The organism is Flavobacterium franklandianum (assembly GCF_007097365.1).
GTDB lineage: Bacteria > Bacteroidota > Bacteroidia > Flavobacteriales > Flavobacteriaceae > Flavobacterium > Flavobacterium franklandianum.
Window position 1 is genome coordinate 1 of sequence record NZ_VJZR01000026.1, and the last position, 13,532, is coordinate 13,532.

At 33.5% G+C, this 13,532-nt stretch carries 10 protein-coding genes and 2 pseudogenes; 1 reads left to right on the plus strand and 11 read right to left on the minus strand.

Features of this window, described 5'->3' with window-relative positions:
• Positions 1-296: 296 nt before the first annotated feature.
• From tnpA to FNW17_RS16410, 7 genes and pseudogenes are all read right to left on the minus strand, one after another.
• A pseudogene (gene tnpA, locus FNW17_RS16605) lies at positions 297-728 on the minus strand (IS200/IS605 family transposase).
• A gap of 366 nt (positions 729-1,094) precedes the next feature.
• Positions 1,095-4,138: pseudogene (locus FNW17_RS15690) on the minus strand (Eco57I restriction-modification methylase domain-containing protein).
• A 546-nt stretch (positions 4,139-4,684) separates the two neighbouring features.
• Positions 4,685-5,005 carry a hypothetical protein gene (locus FNW17_RS15695; RefSeq protein WP_144072149.1) on the minus strand — a complete coding sequence of 107 codons (321 nt, stop codon included), beginning with the start codon at positions 5,003-5,005 and terminating at the stop codon, positions 4,685-4,687.
• A gap of 79 nt (positions 5,006-5,084) precedes the next feature.
• The gene (locus FNW17_RS15700) at positions 5,085-5,294 is read right to left on the minus strand and encodes a KTSC domain-containing protein (RefSeq protein WP_144072150.1); all 210 of its coding nucleotides are present in this window, start codon (positions 5,292-5,294) and stop codon (positions 5,085-5,087) included.
• A 260-nt stretch (positions 5,295-5,554) separates the two neighbouring features.
• Positions 5,555-6,223 (minus strand): response regulator, encoded by a 669-nt coding sequence (locus FNW17_RS15705; RefSeq protein ID WP_143392057.1) that lies wholly within the window; start codon positions 6,221-6,223, stop codon positions 5,555-5,557.
• Positions 6,224-6,232: 9 nt separating this feature from the next.
• The gene (locus FNW17_RS15710) at positions 6,233-7,957 is read right to left on the minus strand and encodes a tetratricopeptide repeat-containing sensor histidine kinase (protein WP_144072151.1); all 1,725 of its coding nucleotides are present in this window, start codon (positions 7,955-7,957) and stop codon (positions 6,233-6,235) included.
• A 62-nt stretch (positions 7,958-8,019) separates the two neighbouring features.
• Positions 8,020-8,178, minus strand: coding sequence for a hypothetical protein (locus tag FNW17_RS16410; protein WP_185964862.1), 159 nt, complete (start codon positions 8,176-8,178; stop codon positions 8,020-8,022).
• Positions 8,179-8,643: 465 nt separating this feature from the next.
• Between FNW17_RS16410 and FNW17_RS15715 the strand changes: the two genes are divergently transcribed.
• Positions 8,644-9,507 carry a hypothetical protein gene (locus FNW17_RS15715; protein WP_144072152.1) on the plus strand — a complete coding sequence of 288 codons (864 nt, stop codon included), beginning with the start codon at positions 8,644-8,646 and terminating at the stop codon, positions 9,505-9,507.
• A gap of 269 nt (positions 9,508-9,776) precedes the next feature.
• Here FNW17_RS15715 and rplT read toward each other — a convergent pair whose 3' ends face one another.
• The 4 genes from rplT to thrS all read right to left on the minus strand — a co-directional run bounded on the left by rplT (position 9,777) and on the right by thrS (position 13,116).
• Positions 9,777-10,121: a 50S ribosomal protein L20 gene (rplT, locus tag FNW17_RS15720; protein WP_132007375.1), complete on the minus strand. Its 345-nt coding sequence runs from the start codon at positions 10,119-10,121 to the stop codon at positions 9,777-9,779.
• Between the two features lie 169 nt (positions 10,122-10,290).
• A complete protein-coding gene (gene rpmI / locus FNW17_RS15725) occupies positions 10,291-10,488 on the minus strand; it encodes a 50S ribosomal protein L35 (RefSeq protein WP_143392054.1) in 198 nt (65 codons plus the stop codon).
• Between the two features lie 106 nt (positions 10,489-10,594).
• Positions 10,595-11,152, minus strand: coding sequence for a translation initiation factor IF-3 (infC, locus tag FNW17_RS15730; protein ID WP_394344383.1), 558 nt, complete (start codon positions 11,150-11,152; stop codon positions 10,595-10,597).
• Positions 11,153-11,169: 17 nt separating this feature from the next.
• A complete protein-coding gene (gene thrS / locus FNW17_RS15735) occupies positions 11,170-13,116 on the minus strand; it encodes a threonine--tRNA ligase (RefSeq protein ID WP_143392052.1) in 1,947 nt (648 codons plus the stop codon).
• Between the last annotated feature and the right edge of the window lie 416 nt (positions 13,117-13,532).

The following is a 13,532-nucleotide window of genomic DNA, read 5'->3' on the forward strand; positions in this document are numbered from 1 at the left end:
ATAAAAATCTAAAATATTCATATCAAATCTATTTAGATTTTAAAGATACAAAATAATTAGGTGTTAATACGGATAAGCATAATATTTATTAGTATTCCCCCATTTGAAAATGGGGGCAATTGAAGGCTAGAGGCAATTCAGAAAAAGAAAAATTTGACCATCTAATTAGGGACACTTTCAATTCACTCCTTCTTTGAATTCATTCTTGCTTTGAATTCTCATCTGTTGAATTCCCTCTAGCTTTAGCTGGAGGAGGAAAATGAATTAAATTCAAATGGCTTTAGCCAAAAATAGTATTATTTATCGTCAAATCTTTGAAATCCATATTTGATTATAAATTCATCATCAAATGTCTTTTTGCTGTGGTGTTGCTCCTGATTTTTGATATAATTTCTTACTTTGTCTAAAACTGATTCACTTACTGATATTGCAAAATACTCATCCTGCCATTCAAATTTATCCAAGATTAAATTTTGTTTATTCATCCAAAAAGAAGATTCTCCTTTTATTAATTGCATCACTTTTTGAATGGTTTGATTAACTCCAAGAGATATCAAGCAATGACAATGTTCTGAATATCCATTGATGAAATCAATATGGATTCCTTTTTATTTTGCATTTTAGCGGATATGATTCCACATAATTTGCCTAATTTCTCGGGTTTCCAGAAAAGGCACTCTGTTTTTTGTGGACCAAACAAAATGAATGTAAACTTTTATGAATGACATAATTTAAAAATATGAATTTTATTTTAATGTTCAATATAAATTTTGGCTAAAGCCTGATAATATCTTAATTTTCATATCCCCCAGCTGTAGTTGGAGGCTATTCAAATTCTCCTGCTAAATCCGGCTATTCATTTTTTTTCTAATTGTTTCCTGTTACTCCAATTTTCAATTGCCTCCAGCTTTAGATGGAGGGCAAAAAATAATATAATATTAAAGAGGCTTTAGCCGAAATTTCAATCATAATTTTATTTTAATTTTTCAATATAAATTTCGGCTAAAGCCTTATAATATCCTAATTTTCATATCCCCCAGCTTAAGCTGAAGGCTATTCAAATCTATTGTTTCATGTTCCCATAATAAAAAAAATTAATTCAAACCCTCCACGATCCCAATCTCTTCCTCGGTCAACCCATACAACTCATACACCATTCCATCAATTTCCTTGTCAGTTTTGTCGATTTTGTTTTTAGGGCAATGGCTTTTTTCTGTTCTTGGATAAAATAATCCTCCCATTCTGCTTTTTGAGATAATGTAAGTATGACTTTCTTTTTTGCCAATTCTTTGATGAAATCGCCATAAGACAACGAATACCAATCTTGTAGTTTTTTTGGCAACTCCTGCAAGGCAAATTCCCTTTCTAAAGTGCGTTGAAATTTTTGAGAAAGTTCTTGGATAGATTTGTTTAGAGAAGACATCAAATCCGCTTTTTCAATGAAGGGTTGTTGTTCTATAAGTGAGATTTTATTGATTGGAAATTTTCTCAAATCATTTAAAATGATTTTGGGAAATAACTTTCTAACAGATTTTGCAGTATTTTTAACAAAATAATATGAAAGTAATTTACTATTCAAAACTGCAACAATATATTTTAATGAAATTTCAGAATTTGCTTTTTCAATAATTGCAATATTACTCATGTTGAATAAATAAACATCTTCTGAATATGTAGCAATCAAACATTTGGGAAAGTTACCCGTTATTTCTCTAACAATAGTTTTTTTGCCGTCAAATAAATTGAATGTTCTAGGAGCAGCTAATTGTTTACCATACTTTAGATAGGAGCCAGCCCAATTTGTGAAATATCTTCCAACATCTTTTCCTTCTAAATATTTATAAGTGTCTTTATCAAATTTATAATCGTAATCATAAATTCTATTTATAACATCTTCCGCACTTTGTTTTGGCTCTCCTTTGTCTTTTTCATAAGCTTTTAAACCCGCTTTAATTTCAACCAAATCATTTAGAGGAAAAGTATTCACAACTATTTTTGTGTTAAAAACTTCACTTTCATCATCTAAAAACACTTTAAATTCGAAACCTTCATTGTTGGCAAATTCAGTTTGTTGTTTAGAATGAGAAAAATAAAACTCATTTCCATTGTTTAAAAGGATTTGAATTGAATTTTCATTTTTTATGGGTGCTTTTTCTGCTAATAATATAACCGTTTCTACATTGGCACTTTCAAAAGAATATCCTGCTAAATTTATAATCTGGTTTAGTTTGTTCGTTTCTAATAAAAATTTTCTCAATCCTTCTCCAGAATACATCATTAACCAAGAGTTAGGAATAATTAATCCGTAAATTCCTTTTTCTTTTAAAAGATGAACCGTTTTTTCAATAAATAACAAATATGTATTTATTTGATATTTTGCAGAAACATATTGTTTCACAAAGAAATCTTTTTCTTCTTGTTTAAAATTATCTCTGGCAAAAACATAAGGAGGATTCCCAATAATCACGTCAAAACCGCCATTAACAAAAACCTGCGGAAAGGCAGTTTGCCAATTAAAGGCTTTGTCTCCCGTCACTTCAACATTGTCAATCAAGGAGTTTCCACACTTGATGTTGTTGTTCAGGTCGTTTAGTTTTCGGTTGGGCTGTGCGGTGCGTAACCAAAGGGAGAGTTTGGCAATTTCTACACTTTCTTCGTTAAGGTCAACACCAAAGAGGTTGTTCTCCAAAATACTTTTCTCTACATCGCTCAAAACCATTGCGTCACCAAAGAGTTTGGCTTGGAGTTCGTCTATGTATCTATGTTCTTCAATCAAGAAATCCAAAGCTTGATTCAGGAACGCACCGCTACCACAGGCAGGATCGCAAATGGTCAATTGCAAAAGCCAATTTCTGTAATTGGTAAGTTTTTCTAGTAACGGTTGTTTGGTTTTGTTTGTTCTTTTCTTGTCGGTAAAATAGTCTTCCTCAATGATGTTTACTTCGGCTTTCTTTTCTTCGCAAAGTTTGCCAATAGTATTTTCGACTATATATTTTGTAATGTATTTTGGGGTGTAGAAAACACCGTCTTTTTTTCGTTTGGTTTTGGTTTTGTCCACTTCCTGACCTTCCAATTGCGCTTTTATTTCGTCCAACTCATTCAAGGAGTTTTCAAAAATATGTCCCAAAATATTTACATCGACTTCGCTTGCAAAGTCATATTCGGACAACTTCAATGTATGGTTATAGAGTAAGTCATCATCTATTATTATGCTGTCTAAAATTTCATCGGGTATAAAAAGTCCACCATTATAGGCAAAAACATCATATTGTTTTCCCTTGTAACCAGTATTCAAATAGCCAAAATATTTTTTGAAACGGTCATAAAGCGGTGTGTATTCGTCCAATTCTCTTAATTGATTCCATTGTGCCAAAATCAGCCTAACAGAATTTGGAGGTAATAAGTGTCGGTCTTCGCCAAAAAACAAAAATAGAAATCTGTCCAATAGTTTTTGGGATTTTTTGAACAGTTCTAAAGGCTCATAATCGGGATTCAAGGCTACCAAATTTTGGTGTAACTCCCTTTTAAAAAGAGAGTAATCCTTGTAGAGTTTTTTAGTAATTACGTCTTCTTCGCTAAGGGATTCGTCCTTAATTTACTTAGCAATGTTTTTTGCAATGTTATTAAATCCCAAACACAAATAAAGCAAATCAAAATCAGATTCTGTAAGCGTGAAGAGATTAAATTCTATGTGTTCTATGGCATTGTCAATATAGAATCTAATTTTCTCAAAGTTCGAGGTAACGATATAAGTACAGTCGGGTTGGTTGTTTTTATACCCAAACGCTTGTGTTTCTATTTTTCCTAAATCGGTGGTGTTTGTTCCTTTTAGTTCAATAACGGCTCGTACCTTTTCTTCGATAAGTATAGCGCCATCCGCTTTTTTGCTGTCCTTTACATTCTTATATTCGGTGGTAAGATTGAAATTGGCATCAGGATTAAGGCTGTAACCGAGAATTTTCACGAACAAATCCCTCAAAAATCCCTCTTGATATTGCTCTTCTTTGCTGTTTCGGATATTTTCTTGGATAGTCGGATTGTGAAAATGATTTTTAAAGTCAGTCCATTGGTTGGAAAGTATCGTTTTATCCTGAGTTTTTAAGTATTTTGCTATGACCGATTTTTGGAATAATGGCATTTTGAAAAATTAAGTTTTTTAATCTCTAAAATTAGTGAAGTCTATATAATAAAATATAGGTTAAAGTTATTAGTTTTTAACAAGTTCTGTAGGATCTATCTCGAATTCAATTGCCTCCAGCTTTAGCTGGAGGAAAATATATTGAATATTGAGTTGGCTTTAGCCGAAATTTAGAATTTATAGCTACAATATCTCAATTTGATCTATTTTGGATTATAAATTTGTTTTTTATAATCATTATGATTTTTAATTTATGATCCAAACCTACACCCATTAAAAATCACTTCTTTACGGGAAACCTCATTTGGAGAAATTATTTTTATTTTTTAATTAGTAACGGCTACTTTTTACTCTTGTATTTGTGAGATAGTTTTTTTTTCTTGGCGTTTTTTGTATTTCTCTCTGGTAATACATCATCACCAAATTTGTAATTTTTATAGTAGATAGAGGGTTGTTTTTTTCTGTTTTTGGGTTACAGGAAAGCGGCAAGTAGCAAAGTAGGAGTAAACAACTAGGTTGATTTTTTATTTAGGATTTAATTTATAGTTAGGTGCAGCTGGTGTACAGTGTTTTTATTTGAATTTTTGTTATTCGTTGGATTTGTTTTTCGGTCAAAAGGCCTTCGTTTTGCGCTCCAGTGAGTTGTTCGGATAAGGCTTCTGATTTTGCTTTCAAATAAGGATATTTGGATAGTGAAATGAGATTCCCTTTTAGCGATTTTTTGTAGTGTTTGATGTATTCCTTCAAATAGTTTTTATAATCATCAAGGCATTTGTCCCATTTAGTAGTTAATTTTTTTAGGGAACAACTTTCTTTGATAGCATATGTTTTATCTGCTGATGAATTTATTTTAGGACTCGTTTCCATAATAAGGTTTTAAATAATTCCAAAATTAAATGCAATAAAAACAACATCCTTACGGGAAACCGTAAAGGGAAAAAATAAATTAATCTACATCAAAATAATACTGACAATACACATAATTAAAATAATGAGTTTCAATTTCTGGAGCTTTCATTAGGGCAACAAATTCGTCTAATGACACCCCAAAATACTGATGAATGGCTTGAAGTTTAAATTCTATTTCGAGTGTTTTATTCATCTCGTCATAACCTACTGAGATGATGTTGCGGTCGTTTACGGAATATCGATTCATTGTTTTTTACAATTTTTTTACCAAAAGTAAATCCAATAAAAAGCACATCCTTACGGGAAACCGTAAAGAGCCAAAAAAAATAAAAAAAAGTGAAGAAAGTAAAAATCTATAAAGAAGTAATCATAAACATATAAGTCACAATCCATATTCTAAAAACTGCAACCTGCAACCTGCAACCTGAAACCTGCCACCTGTAACCTGAAATCTGTAACCTGAAATCTGTAACCTGAAATCTGCAACCTGCAATCTGCAACCTGAAATTAAACCAAACCCAAGTCTTTGGCAATAGCGATGAGATGCACGTTATTATTAGCCTTGAAGAATATTTTGAGTTTGTTGATTCGTTTCTCGATACTACTGCTGCCATTGGGAAATACCCCCGTATTTTTGAAATCCAAAGCGATATCGTCTAATATTAATCCTCGGGACAACGACTTTAAAAGTAAAATGTCGTACGTTTCAATTTCGATTAAGGATTTGTCTCTTAGGGTGTGAGCCAATTCTTTAGAAAGGATTTTTGAGTCATTGTCAAAAACACCTTGAATGGCTTTTTTGAGCTCCGGAATACTGTTTCTTCCTTTGGCAACGAAAGCATTAATCCCTAAATTATTAAAAAGGGATTTGATTCTGAAGGATTTGTCTTCAATAGAAAAAACTACAGTTTTGATAGCAGGTTGTACTTTTTTTACGGCTGCAATCAATTCGTCACCAGAGGTTAATTGATTCTCCCGATGATCCGTTTTGAAGGATAAATCACTAATCAACAAATCATAAGGAGCCGCGTCAAGAAGTGCTTTTTTTATTTTCAAAAGGGCATCATCACAGTATTTGGCATGGTGAATTTCCGAAACCGAAAGTTCTGAAAGCGCTTGTTCAACCGTGATACTAATGCTGTCAAAATCTTCGGCAACTAAAACTTTATTAAACATAATAGTGAGTTATATTGGAATGGTGAAACTTGATTTGAATCCTTTTCCAGGTTTAGTGTCAAAAGTAATAGTTCCTTTTATAACTAGAATACGGTTTTCCACATTTTGGAGTCCATTTCTCGAACTTATTTTATCAGAGGCGGCTCCTAGCCCGTTATCACTGTAATCAATTTGTAATTTATTTTTATTTTTTTTGAAAGTGATGGCGGCCAAACTGCATTGAGAGTGCTTTTTCATATTAACTAGTAGTTCTTGCAGCACACGATAAACGATGATTTTTTTATTAGTTTCCAAAGCATTCCAGTTCACGGAATCCATACCATTTATCAAAATGGTGACCGCATCAGTATTGAAACTAGACATCATTTCTTTGAGACCAGCTACAAAGTGCAATCCGGTGTCAATAGTGCTATTTTCTTTTGAAATGTTGCGGGTTCTGGAGTAAATGGTGTCAAGATTAGTGAGTAATATTTCTTTGTTTTGACTCGAAGACAAATCCTGAGTTTCGACAAAAGCCATAGTATGATAGACATCGTTTGCCAGTTCGTCGTGTAATTTTTTAGCAATTCGAGTTTCAGTTTCGTAAGAAGTTTGGATTTTTTCTTTTTTGTTGACTGCTTTTAAAAAATAATATAAAAAAATTGTAGATAAAGAACCTATTACTATAAGAAAACACAAGAATAGATTTCTGTTTTTTTGTATTTCTAATTCAAGTGCCGATAGGGCTTTCTGCGTTTTTAAGTATTGATTTTCTTCCTTTTCTTTTTTAGAATCGTATTTTATTTTAGCAAATTGGTTTCTGGCATTCTGCCTTACTTTAGTGATGCTGTCATTAATGTGGATGTATTTTTCGGAATAGAATTTCGATTCATTTCCAGTACTGGATTGAATTAATAAGGCTATAGATTCCAATCGGTCATCAACATTGTTGGCTTTTGTAGCTTTTTCGTAGGCTAATTTGGCATAATAATTGGCTAATCGTGGATTAGATTCTCTATAATATTTGGTTAGATTGAGATAGCTAGAAGCCAAACCCCAATCACCTTTTATTTGTTTTTTTAATTTCAAGGCTTGATTCATATAGTCAATGCCTATAGGATTACCCATTTTGAAGTACGAATAGCCTAAATTATCAATTACTTTTGAAAATGATGCAGGATCGTTTATGATGTCTTTTCGTGAGGCCAAAGAGAGTAGTATTTCTATGGCTCGATTGTAATCTTGTTTCGCCATATATACAACAGCTATATTGTGTTTAAATTTTAATTTCCGAATGGTGTCGATTTTTAAATTTAATCCCTTATTGTAATAATAGAGGGCATTGTCATAGTCATAGAGTTTCATATAAACAATCCCCAGTAAATTATAAATAGAGCATTCGTAGGAGGGGGCACAAGAGGTTTTCAAATAGGGAATAGCTTCAATGGCAGTAGTCTCACTACCGGTATAATCTCCTTGGTTTTGTTGAATTTCGGACATTCTAGCCAGCGAATATAGGATTCGTGTATTGTCTGTTTTTGCATCGCAGAGTGATTTTGCTTTGCTGTGATAATAGTAGGCACTATCGTATTTTACATTTTCAAAATGTTTGTCTCCAAGGTCAATGAGGCGATCTATTTCGGCTATGTTACTCTTCTTATTAGGGTTGTTTATGGATTTTTTTTCGCAAGATTGGAGGAGCAAAAATAGGGTTAATAAAACCAAAATCGGGGAATGTAACTTTTTGATTATCATTCCCCGAAATTACAGAAATTTATTAAATAAATTTAAATCCGTTTAAATAAATTCCAATGTGATTATGGTTTTGGTGGTGGAATTGGGATTGGATCACCTGAAACATCGGCTACCACTTTTTCTGTAATATTATTTGTGCTTGTTTCTGCTGTATCATCAGTACACGAAATCATAACAATACTGGCAATTACATACATCGATACTAAAATTATTCTTTTCATTTTTTTGGAATTAAAAATTAGACATAGTTTGGGCTGTCCGATACTGAAATCGAATCCTTGCCTGAGCTAAAACCTTTCAAAAAGGATTGCTCTTTTGTTTTTTTTGGGAAGTGTTACCATCAACCATTGTGTTTTATTCCAATGGATTTTGGTATAATGCCGATGTATATTTCATTTGGTTCTCCCTTTAGCTATCGGGATTATTAAACTAATTTGAAATAACTATCGGTAAGAAGTGCGCTGAAACAGAATAGCAGGATTTATACTTCCCGGATAAACATGTCATACTGTTTAGCAACACTTTTTTTAAAACTAGTTTCGTACATTTGTCTGGATTGCAGGTCAAGACAAGAACTAATTCTGAAGCAAAGGAAATGGGTTTTAGACTGAAAATTGACAACGGATTCCAATCATTACGAGAATTCCGAACAATTCCAAACGTTTCCGATTAATTCCATAAAGACTATGAACAAGAATACTTCCGATGATTATAAAAAGGGAATAAAAGTGAAATATGAAGTAGCAAAAACAGGAGAGTTCTCAGGTTTTTTGTTGAACCCTTCACCCGCTGAATTGAAGAATTTATGTTTACTATTGTGGGATAAAGGATCCAACAGATTGGATCATGAAATACTGGATAGGTTTTTTGAGTTTGATGATAAATCTACCAAGCAGAAACAGATTGAGAATTTTGAGGCAGATAAATTAAGACCAATCAGTAATTTTCTTAAAGGAAAAACGGAAACAACCAGAATTGTAAATTTGGATGTAATAGCGTTTTTGGTAGATTTTAATCCAAGACCTTACAGGAAGTTTATGTCTGGAAACAAGGAAGAATTGACAGAGGATGTGGCTATAAATGAGATTGTAAAAAAAGAGGAAAGGATAGTAAAGGAAGATATTAAAAAGGAGTTAGTTTTTAAAGAATTTAATAAGAAGAGTGTTTCAAAGAAAATAGCTTTTGCGGTGATTCCTTTGTTAGTCTTTAGCTCTGTGAGTTATGGTGTCAAAAATATATTTTTCCCAAATAAGAATTGTATGGTTTGGGTAGAAAATCATTATGAAGCTGTTGAATACGACAAAGTGAAAAACACTTCAAAAGTTATTCATTTAAATCAAGATGTTTTAGATAATTTCAAAAAGATAACTGTTTGTGATACGACCACTTTTTTCAAAAATGGGGATACTGACAATCCTTTAGTTTGGTATGGAAAATCTCAGGATAAAAAGCAATACGAATATTTCAATCAACCAGGTTTGCATCCAGAAACAGAAAAAACACTGAAACCCATATCGAAATATATTATTAATAAATACATTTTCAAATAATGATTCGTATTTTAAATATTGTTTGATAATACTATTTTTACTTCTGGTTTTATTTTAGGTAATGTGGTCAAAAATAGTTATGTGGTAGCTTTACTATCTAATACTGCAAGTTTTCTGGATTGATCCGAAGTCTTTACTCATCGTATAATATCTTCCAGTTTCGGCTCCCTTTCCTTCGGAAAGGGCTGGAGGGAGGAAACAAAAAATCCCAACCTTTCGATTGGGATTTCTCTATAAGTAAGTAATCTTAAATTGAGTTGATAAAACGTTTATTTTACTTTATTAAGTATTGCTTTGAAAGCTACTGGGTGATTCATAGCCAAATCGGCAAGAACCTTACGGTTCAATTCGATATTGTTCTTTTTGATTTTTCCCATTAGTTCTGAATAAGACATTCCTTCTAATCTAGCTCCAGCGTTAATACGTTGAATCCATAAAGAACGGAAATTTCTTTTATTCACTTTTCTGTCACGGTAAGCATAGCACATGGCTTTCTCAACCGCATTTTTAGCAACTGTCCAAACGTTTTTACGACGACCAAAGAAACCTTTGGCTTGCTTCATTATCTTTTTTCTTCTTGCTCTCTTAGCAACTGAATTTACTGATCTTGGCATAATTTTTCTGTTTTTTTTGTAGCAGGCGTCCCGAATTCAATCAAGGGAACTTAAGGCCATACTCCAAGGTTATTTTAAATTGTTTTAACCTAAAGAATAAAAAATTTAGAGTTTAGAGTTTAGAGTTTAGGGTTGAAAACCATAAACAACAAACTATAAACAACAAACATTATATAATTCTTAATTGTTGTTTGATGCTTTTCATATCTGTTTTGTGAACTAGCGCTGAGTGTGTCAAAGCTAATTTACGTTTTTTAGATTTCTTAGTCAAGATGTGACTCTTGAAAGCATGTTTTCTTTTAATCTTTCCAGTTCCAGTAACTTTAAAACGTTTCTTGGCGCTAGATTTGGTTTTCATTTTAGGCATTTTTTCCTAGTGTTTTAATTTATTCTTACTTACTTATTTTTGTTTCTAGTTTAAAGTTTCAGGTTTAAAGTTTTACAACTGAACACTGACCACTGTTAACTGAATACTACTTTTTCTTCTTCGGAGCAATAAACATAATCATTCTCTTTCCTTCGAGAACGGGCATTGCTTCCACTTTTCCAAATTCTTCAAGATCGGTAGCCAATCTCAATAATAAGATTTGACCTTGATCTTTATAAATGATCGAACGCCCTTTAAAGAAAACAAAAGCTTTCAATTTAGAACCTTCTTTCAGGAATTTTTCAGCGTTCTTTCTTTTAAACTCATAATCGTGCTCATCGGTTTGAGGGCCAAAACGAATTTCTTTCACTACAATTTGAGTAGATTTTGCTTTAAGCTCTTTCTCGCGTTTCTTTTGCATATAAACGAACTTTTTATAGTCCATTATCTTGCAAACAGGCGGTTCTGCATTAGGCGAAATTTCAACTAAATCCAGTTCAAACTCATCGGCTAATCGTAATGCCTCTGAAAGTTTAAAAACTCCTGGCTCGATATTTTCACCTACAAGCCTTACTTCTTGTACACCACGGATAAGATTATTTATCCTATGGGCATCTTTTTTTTCTACTCGAGGCTGATAACCTCTATTGCTTCTTATTGCTATGACTTTATAATTTTAAGTTAAACTGTAAATACTTTTAATGTTTTGCCTATTTCTTCGTTTACAATTGCAGCAAATTCCTCAATTGTGACGCTCATATTACCATTTCCTTCTTGTCCTTGACGACGTACAGAGATGGTTCCGTTTTTTTCTTCTTCCTCGCCTACAATCAGCATAAACGGGGTTTTCTGCATCTCTGCATCTCTAATTTTCCTTCCAATTGACTCATTTCTGTTGTCAATAAGGGCGCGAATTTCGTGATTTTCTAGCAGATTTAAAACTTTTTTCGCATATATTTCATATTTCTCACTCAAACACAAGATTATAGCCTGTTCTGGCATAAGCCAAAGCGGGAATTTTCCTGCCGTGTGTTCAATCAAAATAGCAATAAAACGTTCCATAGATCCAAATGGTGCTCTGTGAATCATTACCGGTGTATGCAATTGATCGTCAGAACCTTTGTAAGTCAATTCGAAACGCTCTGGCAAGTTGTAATCCACCTGAATAGTTCCCAATTGCCATTGTCTTCCAAGGGCATCTTTGACCATAAAATCCAATTTTGGACCATAGAAAGCCGCTTCGCCATAAGCGACAACAGTTTTCAATCCTTTATCAGCAGCAGCATTGATAATCGCATTTTCTGCTTTCTCCCAATTTTCATCGCTACCAATGTATTTTTCTCGGTTCTCCTGGTCACGTAGTGAAATTTGAGCAGTAAAATTTTCGAATCCTAATGAACCAAAAACATACAATACCAAATCAATGACGTTTTTAAACTCTTGATCCAATTGGTCAGGAGTACAGAAGATATGGGCATCATCTTGAGTAAAACCACGAACACGAGTCAAACCGTGCAATTCGCCACTTTGCTCATAACGATATACAGTGCCAAATTCAGCATAACGCTTAGGTAAATCTTTATATGACCAAGGTCTTACATTGTAGATTTCACAGTGGTGAGGACAGTTCATAGGTTTCAATAAAAACTCTTCCCCTTCAGCAGGAGTATTGATCGGTTGAAAACTATCAGCGCCGTATTTAGCATAATGACCTGAAGTCACGTACAATTCTTTCTGTCCAATATGAGGAGTGACTACTTGCTCGTAACCCGCTTTCTTTTGCGCTTTTTTCAAAAATTGCTCTAATCTATCACGAAGTGCAGCGCCTTTTGGCAACCACAAAGGCAATCCTTGACCCACTTTCGCTGAGAAAGCAAATAATTCAAGCTCTTTTCCCAATTTTCTATGGTCACGACGCTTTGCCTCTTCTAGTAATTCTAAATATTCGGTGAGGTCTTTCTGTTTTGGGAACGAAGTACCATAAACACGAGTCAATTGTTTGTTCTTTTCATCACCACGCCAGTAAGCTCCCGCAATACTCATAATTTTCACAGCTTTGATGATGCCAGTATTCGGAATATGACCACCACGACACAAATCAGTGAAACTAGAATGATCACAAAAAGTAATCGTTCCATCTTCCAAATTCGAAATTAACTCCGTTTTATAAACATTGTCTTTATAAACTTCCAAGGCTTCGGCTTTAGAAACAGGACGAAGTCTAAATTCGTGTTTCTCTCTCGAAATTTCTAATATGCGATTCTCAATTTTTTTGAAGTCCGCATCCGTGATTTTTTGGTCTCCAAAATCCACATCATAGTAAAAGCCATTGGCTATTGCTGGTCCAAGAGTAAGTTGTATTCCAGGATACATTTCCTCAAGAACCTGTGCCATCACGTGCGAAGTCGAATGCCAAAAAGCTTTTTTACCACCTTCGTCATTCCAAGTATATAATATAAGACTGCCGTCCGTTGTCAAAGGAGTCGTAGTTTCCACAATTGTACCATCAAAAGAAGCCGAAATCACATTTCTGGCAAATCCTTCACTAATGCTAATAGCAACATCCATAGGAGTAACTACTGCTGCAAACTCTTTAACTGACCCATCGGGCAAACTAATCTTAATCATTGTTTTTAATTTTGTGACTGCAAATATAGCGCATTACAAAAATACATACAATATATAAGTACAAGTTTATACATTATATATAGGATTAGATTTTCTAGGAGCTATTTCCTGCTATCCGTTACCATCTTATGTTGCGTCCCGAAGTTTCGGGACCGTCCCATAAGGATTTCCGCTACTATCCGGGCTAGGGTATTTGTTTTCAAATAGCGTTTTGTTCTATTGTTTAGAATTACTTCCTAGTATATATAGTATAGAAAATCGGCCTTCTAAGAATATTAATCCTTCGATTCCTAGCCAAAGCCCAGTCAAAGCTTGGGTTGTTGTATCCTAGACATTGGCAAATAATGTAGAATATAAAGGAGCAATGCCTATTTCGGATCCTAATCAGATACTATTTTTGATTCCGCGGTAGCAAA

Excerpts from the sequence above, each read along its gene's own strand:
- FNW17_RS15695 (WP_144072149.1), bottom strand. The coding sequence starts at position 5,005 with ATGGAAACGAGTCCTAAAATAAATTCATCAGCAGATAAAACATATGCT.
- FNW17_RS15700 (WP_144072150.1), bottom strand. The coding sequence starts at position 5,294 with ATGAATCGATATTCCGTAAACGACCGCAACATCATCTCAGTAGGTTAT.
- FNW17_RS15705 (WP_143392057.1), bottom strand. The coding sequence starts at position 6,223 with ATGTTTAATAAAGTTTTAGTTGCCGAAGATTTTGACAGCATTAGTATC.
- FNW17_RS15710 (WP_144072151.1), bottom strand. The coding sequence starts at position 7,957 with ATGATAATCAAAAAGTTACATTCCCCGATTTTGGTTTTATTAACCCTA.
- FNW17_RS16410 (WP_185964862.1), bottom strand. The coding sequence starts at position 8,178 with ATGAAAAGAATAATTTTAGTATCGATGTATGTAATTGCCAGTATTGTT.
- FNW17_RS15715 (WP_144072152.1), top strand. The coding sequence starts at position 8,644 with ATGAACAAGAATACTTCCGATGATTATAAAAAGGGAATAAAAGTGAAA.
- rplT (WP_132007375.1), bottom strand. The coding sequence starts at position 10,121 with ATGCCAAGATCAGTAAATTCAGTTGCTAAGAGAGCAAGAAGAAAAAAG.
- rpmI (WP_143392054.1), bottom strand. The coding sequence starts at position 10,488 with ATGCCTAAAATGAAAACCAAATCTAGCGCCAAGAAACGTTTTAAAGTT.
- thrS (WP_143392052.1), bottom strand. The coding sequence starts at position 13,116 with ATGATTAAGATTAGTTTGCCCGATGGGTCAGTTAAAGAGTTTGCAGCA.